Origin of the sequence: Acinetobacter rongchengensis (genome assembly GCF_003611475.1) — a bacterium.
Classification (GTDB): domain Bacteria; phylum Pseudomonadota; class Gammaproteobacteria; order Pseudomonadales; family Moraxellaceae; genus Acinetobacter; species Acinetobacter rongchengensis.
Window position 1 is genome coordinate 1 of sequence record NZ_RAXT01000168.1, and the last position, 823, is coordinate 823.

The 823-nt window shown below is 38.6% G+C and carries 2 protein-coding genes; both read left to right on the top strand.

Annotated features, from left to right (window positions below; genetic code table 11):
* The coding region (locus D7V20_RS19310; protein WP_147395824.1) for a transposase domain-containing protein at window positions 1-262 on the top strand (262 nt) is incomplete at its 5' end.
* 163 nt (window positions 263-425) lie between these two features.
* Window positions 426-823 (top strand): reverse transcriptase domain-containing protein (locus D7V20_RS19315; protein WP_268877904.1); only part of this gene is annotated, 398 nt, incomplete at its 3' end.

Consider the following 823-nt stretch of genomic DNA (forward strand, 5'->3'; position numbering starts at 1 on the left):
CTTAAGCCGCTATCTGGATGATGGCAATCTACCGATATGCAACAATTGGGTAGAGAATCAGATGCGTCCCTGGGCGTTGGGGCGCAAGAACTGGCTGTTTGCAGGTTCGCTGCGCAGTGGTCAGCGAGCGGCAAACATCATGACTTTAATCCAGTCAGCAAAGCTGAATGGCTTGGATCCGTATGCCTATTTAAGTGATGTGCTGAAAAGGCTGCCGACACATAAAGTGACCCAGATTGAAGAGTTACTGCCACACTGCTAGAAACCTAAATTGAATTAAAAATTGGTATGGGATTCAGCGGACGCTTACTTTAAAATCCCATAAAACGAATCTGATTTCTGCAATAAAATCAAAAACTTTTAGATTCTCTTCTTTATATCCAGTCGTTATCTACGATAAAAAAAAGCCTGAAAAGAAACCTAGATTGATCTGTATCCCAACGATCCAAGATCGGCTAGTACAAATGATCTTGATTAAATATTTGGCAGAACATCATAAAGATGATTTAGCTATGTTCAAAAGTAGCGATTTTTCAGTTGAGGGAGTAGGAATAATACAGGCTAGACAAAAAGCAAAAGACCTACGCTCCACTAAAGAATTTGTCTTGAAAACCGATATTTCTTCATTTTTTGACAACTTGGATCGTTCTCAATTAATCAAAGATTTCAGGCAAACTCTACCTTTAGATATCTTCTATCTTTTTGAATCAATCGTAAAATGTGATCCACTTATACCTTTAGACTATTCAAAAGACAGAAAGCAGCTCATTCAATCTAAGTCAGGCAAAGGAGTTCGACAAGGTATGCCTTTGTCTCCTTTAAT